This is a genomic window from Streptomyces sp. SID5910, from assembly GCF_009862125.1.
Taxonomy (GTDB): Bacteria; Actinomycetota; Actinomycetes; order Streptomycetales; family Streptomycetaceae; genus Streptomyces.
The window spans coordinates 1-4783 of sequence record NZ_WWHX01000888.1 but is presented as its reverse complement, the minus strand read 5'-3'; the positions used below and the strand labels follow the sequence as shown (position 1 = coordinate 4783).

The following is a 4783-nucleotide window of genomic DNA, read 5'->3' as shown; positions in this document are numbered from 1 at the left end:
GTCTCGGGCTGCTCCGCGGCCGGGGGCTTGGGTGCGGCCGGCCGCGGCGCGGCCGGACGCGCCGCCTGCGCCGGAGAGGGCGCGGCGGGCCTGGGGGCCGCCTTGCGGGGGGCGGGCTTGGCGGACTTGCCGTTGCCACCGCCCTGCTGGAAGGCGTCTGTCAGCTTGCGTACTACGGGCGCTTCGATGGTCGAAGACGCCGAACGGACGAATTCACCGAGTTCCTGGAGCTTGGCCATGACGACCTTGCTCTCCACGCCGAACTCCTTGGCGAGTTCGTAGACCCGGACCTTAGCCACTTCGCTCCTCTGAGGTCCGGGTTGCGTCCGGACCGTCGCTAGTTCATGGGCGTACTCATCGCGTACTCATCGAGTGCTCATCGCAATCTCGACCTGCTTTCGACTCGCGAGGTACCAAGACGCACGGGGTTCCGTGCGGCATGTCTTCCTTACCAGGTTGCTCACGTGCTGCTTTCGGCAGCCGTGCTGCAACCCTGTGCCTGCTCCACGTAGCGGCGCAACGCCTTTACGTCGAGCGGACCCGGGACGCGCAGCGCCCGCGGGAACGCCTTGCGGCGCACTGCCTGGTCGACACAGACCGTGGCGGGGTGCACATAGGCACCCCGGCCGGGCAGCGTACCGCGTACATCGGGGACGCACGCGTCCTCGATCACCACGGTCCGCAGCAGCTCGCCCTTGCCCGCTCGCTCCCGGCACCCCACGCAGGTGCGCTCAGGGCGTGCGCGACTAGGTGTCCGGCCAGACACTCCTAAGTCTACCTCCCCGGACCGACCTCACCCCTTTGGGGCAAGAATCGAACACATGCCGCACGCAAGACTGTCGTGATCTCAGCGCCGCGCGGCTTGGATCTATTCCCCGTGCGCTATTCCCCGTGCTCCGCCGGCGGCTGCTCGGTGTCCGGCCGGATGTCGATCCGCCAGCCGGTCAGCCGGGCCGCGAGCCGGGCGTTCTGGCCTTCCTTGCCGATCGCCAGCGACAGCTGGTAGTCCGGCACGATCACCCGCGCGGAGCGGGCCGCCAGGTCCACGACCTCGACCTTGGAGACCCGGGCCGGGGACAGCGCGTTCGCCACCATCTCGGCCGGGTCGTCCGACCAGTCGACGATGTCGATCTTCTCGCCGTTCAGCTCGCCCATCACATTGCGGACCCGGCCGCCCATCGGGCCGATGCAGGCGCCCTTGGCGTTCAGACCCGAGCGGGTGGAGCGGACGGCGATCTTCGTGCGGTGGCCGGCCTCGCGGGCGATCGCGGAGATCTCGACGGAGCCGTCGGCGATCTCCGGCACTTCCAGGGCGAAGAGCTTCTTCACCAGGTTGGGGTGCGTGCGCGACAGGGTCACGGACGGGCCGCGCACGCCCTTCGCCACCCGGACGACATAGCTGCGCAGGCGGGTGCCGTGCGGGTAGGTCTCGCCGGGGACCTGCTCCTGCACGGGCAGGATGGCCTCCAGCTTGCCGATGTCGACCAGCACGTTCTTCGGGTCGCGGCCCTGCTGGACCACGCCGGTGACGATGTCGCCCTCGCGGCCCGCGTACTCGCCGAGCGTCGCGTCGTCCTCGGCGTCGCGCAGCCGTTGCAGGATGACCTGCTTGGCGGTGGTGGCGGCGATACGGCCGAAGTCGGACGGGGTGTCGTCGAACTCCCGGACCTGCTGGCCCTCTTCGAGGTCGTCCGGGTCCTCCTTCGCCCACACGGTCACGTGGCCGGTCTCCCGGTTGAGCTCCACGCGCGCGTGCCGGCGGCTTCCCTCGGTGCGGTGGTACGCGATGAGGAGGGCCGACTCGATCGCTCCGACCAGCAGGTCGAAGGAGATCTCCTTCTCCCGCACCAGACCCCGCAGGGCGCTCATGTCGATGTCCACGGCTACGCCTCCTCCTCTTCCGTCATGTTCTCGTCGTCCTGCACGTCCTGCTTGTCCTTGCGGTTGAACTCGACCTGGACGCGTGCCTTGTCGATGTCACCGAAGGCGAGTCTGCGGGCGGTGGCCTTGCGGCCCTTCACGCCGGGCACCTCCAGGTCGAGTCCCTCGTCGTCCACGCCGAGGACCCTCGCGACCAGTTCGCCGCCCTCGTGGAGCTGGAACCGCACCAGGCGGTCCACGGCACGCGTGTAGTGGCGGTGCTCGGTGAGGGAGCGCTCCGCGCCCGGGGTTCCGACCTCGAGGGTGTACTCCGCGTCGCCCATCGCGTCCGTCTCGTCCAGCTTCGCCGAGAGCGCGCGGCTCACATCGGCGATCCGGTCGAGGTCCGCACCGGTGTCGGAGTCGACGACCACCCGCAGCACACGCTTGCGCCCGACCGAGTCGACGGCGATCTCTTCGAGGTCCAGACCCTGGGAGGTGACGAGCGGTTCGAGCAGCTCTCGCAGCCTCTCGCTCTGGGTGGTGCTCATCCGGGTGACTCCTCGGCCGCGTGTGCTGTTGTGGGATGGGTCGCGTGTCTGGTCAAAGGGTATCCGGTCGCGGGGGGTGTTGCCGTCCACCCTTGCCGTCCGTCCGGGACCGGCGGTGCCGCTGAGTGGTGGCTGGGCGTGGCCCGGGTACCGTGATCACGGGCGTGCCGCGCCGCTGGTCCCCGCTCCTCCCGCCGCGCGCCCTCGCTCTCCCGTCGGTTCCGTACGAGTCTGCCGAGGACGTCTGCCGTGTCGTTCCCCTCATCGCCGCGCGTGCCCGTGCCCGTGCCCTCGGGGCCGGGTCTTGGTCGTGGTCGTAGTCGTAGGAGTCTGCTCGCCTCGGCCGCCGGGGGCGTCGGGGGTGCCCTGCTCGTCGGCTGCACCGGTGACTCCGGTTCCGATGCCCCGCGTGCTCCGTCCGCCGACGAACGGGCCCGCGCGCGTGCGGCGCGGGACAGCGAGGTGCTGGCCGCGCGGTACGACGCGGTGATCGCGGCGCATCCGGGGCTGGCGGGGCGGTTGCGGCCGCTGCGGGACGAGGTCGGGCGCCATGCGGAGGCGTTCGGTGGGGTGCGGAGCGCCTCGCCGGCGGCGTCGGGGTCGGGGTCGGCGTCGGGCTCGCCGTCCGGGTCGGCGTCGGCCTCCCCGTCGGGCTCCGCTCGGGCCGCCGGGCCGGGGGACGGGACCGGGGTGCCGGGGACCGAGAAGGAGGCGCTGGCCGGGCTGGCCGCCGCCGAGCGCGAACTGGCCGACCGGCGGGCCGGGGCGCTGCTGAAGATGCCGGGCGAGTCGGCGCGGCTGCTGGCGTCCGTCGCGGCGGCCGGGGCCGCGCACGTGTTTCTGCTGACGGAGGGTCACGGGTGAGCGAGGCGAAGGACCGGGTGCTGGACGCCCTCCAGGCGGCGCTGGCGGCCGAGCATGCCGCGGTGTACGGCTACGGGGTCGTCGGCGGGCGCATCGGCGAGGAACGGCGCACCGAGGCGCGGACCGCGTACGACGCGCACCGGGCCCGGCGCGACGCGCTGGCGCGGGAGGTCGGCGATCTGGGCGGCCGGCCGGTCGCCTCGGCGGCCGGGTACGCGCTGCCCTTCGCCGTGCCGGACGCGGCGGCCGCGGTGCGGCTGGCCGCCGAGCTGGAGAGCCGGACGGCCGGGGTCTACTCCGACCTGGTGCGGGCGGCCGAGGGCGGCCTGCGGGCCACGGCGGCCGGGGCGCTGCGGGAGGCGGCGGTCCGGGCCGTGCGCTGGCGCGGCGGGAGCGTAGCCTTCCCTGGGCTCGCCGAGCGGGCCGGCACACCGTCGGCTTCGGCGACACCGACCGCGTAACACGTACGGGGCGTACGGGGTTCCGTACGGGAAGGGAACGGCTCGCGCATGGCTTTCGAACCGCCGCGGCGTCTGGTCAGGGCGCTCGGTGAGACGGCACCGGCCGGGGACGACTGGCTGGAGAAGCTGCCGGAGACGGCGCGGGACGCCGTGGCGCTGTGCGGGGCGACCGTGGAGCGGGTGCAGGTGCCCGGCGGACGCAGCAGCCTGGTGCTCCTCGTGCGGCGGGCCGACGGGGCGCCGGCGGTGCTCAAGCTGGCGCCGCGCCGTGCCCGGCCGGAGAGTGAGCGGGCGGCGCTCGCCCACTGGGGCGGGCTGGGTGCGGTGCAGTTGCTCGGCGAGGACATGCCGGAGGGGGTGCTGCTGCTGGAGCGGCTGCATCCGGACGTCTCGGTGCGGTCGCTGCCCGAGTCGAAGGCGCTGCTGGAGGCGGCGGGGACGTTGCGGCGGCTGTGGGTGGAGCCGCCCGAGGGTCATTCCTTCGAGACCGTGGCCGAGCGGACCGGGCGGCAGGCCTCGGCCATGCGGGCCGGGGCGGTGGCCGATCCCGGGGTGGCCGCGCTGGTGGACGCGGCGCTCGTGGCGCGCGCGGAGCTGTTGGCTGCGCCGCCTGAGCAGCGGCTGCTGCACGGTACGTTCCGGCAGAGCAAGGTGCTTGCCGGGGACCGGATGCCGTGGCTGGCGGTGGGGCCGGATCCGGTGGTGGGCGAGGCTGCCTTCGATCTGGCGCGGCTGGTGCGGGACCGGGTGGAGGACCTGATCGCGCAGCCGTCGGGGGCGTCTACGACTCGGCGGCGGGTGAAGCGGCTGGCGGAGTCGCTGGAGGTCGACCAGGAGCGGCTGCGGGGGTGGACGCTGTTCCGGGCGGTGGAGTCGGGCGTACGGGCGCATCGGGTGGGGCGCGAACGGGACGCGGAGCTGTTGCTGGAGTTCGCGGGGTGGTTGTGAGGGGGTGCCTGCGGCGGCCTGTGGCTCCTGGGTGGGGGTGCGCGTAGCGCCCCCGGTCCGGTGGGTGGGTCGGGGCCGCGCCGGGGGGTGTCCGTCCTC

At 73.4% G+C, this 4783-nt stretch carries 7 protein-coding genes; 3 read left to right on the top strand and 4 right to left on the bottom strand.

Translation table 11 applies throughout. The features are described 5' to 3' along the window. From GTW67_RS31330 to rimP, 4 genes are all read right to left on the bottom strand, one after another. A partial coding sequence (locus GTW67_RS31330; RefSeq protein WP_161168127.1) for a translation initiation factor IF-2 N-terminal domain-containing protein occupies positions 1-299 on the bottom strand: 299 nt, incomplete at its 3' end. A gap of 161 nt (positions 300-460) precedes the next feature. Continuing rightward, positions 461-766 carry a DUF448 domain-containing protein gene (locus GTW67_RS31325; protein WP_161168126.1) on the bottom strand — a complete coding sequence of 102 codons (306 nt, stop codon included), beginning with the start codon at positions 764-766 and terminating at the stop codon, positions 461-463. A gap of 116 nt (positions 767-882) precedes the next feature. After that, positions 883-1881, bottom strand: coding sequence for a transcription termination factor NusA (gene nusA / locus GTW67_RS31320; protein WP_161168125.1), 999 nt, complete (start codon positions 1879-1881; stop codon positions 883-885). Positions 1882-1883: 2 nt separating this feature from the next. Further along, positions 1884-2411: a ribosome maturation factor RimP gene (rimP, locus tag GTW67_RS31315; RefSeq protein WP_161168124.1), complete on the bottom strand. Its 528-nt coding sequence runs from the start codon at positions 2409-2411 to the stop codon at positions 1884-1886. Positions 2412-2660: 249 nt separating this feature from the next. Between rimP and GTW67_RS31310 the strand changes: the two genes are divergently transcribed. From GTW67_RS31310 to GTW67_RS31300, 3 genes are read left to right on the top strand one after another with little or no spacing between them, the layout of a single operon-like run. Then, a complete protein-coding gene (locus GTW67_RS31310) occupies positions 2661-3275 on the top strand; it encodes a hypothetical protein (protein WP_346010796.1) in 615 nt (204 codons plus the stop codon). After that, complete coding sequence (locus GTW67_RS31305) at positions 3272-3736, top strand: DUF4439 domain-containing protein (protein ID WP_161168123.1); 465 nt, start codon at positions 3272-3274, stop codon at positions 3734-3736. The genes GTW67_RS31310 and GTW67_RS31305 overlap by 4 nt, the downstream gene beginning before the upstream one ends. A 48-nt stretch (positions 3737-3784) precedes the next feature. Next, positions 3785-4684 carry an aminoglycoside phosphotransferase family protein gene (locus GTW67_RS31300; protein WP_161168122.1) on the top strand — a complete coding sequence of 300 codons (900 nt, stop codon included), beginning with the start codon at positions 3785-3787 and terminating at the stop codon, positions 4682-4684. The last annotated feature ends 99 nt before the right edge of the window (positions 4685-4783 follow it).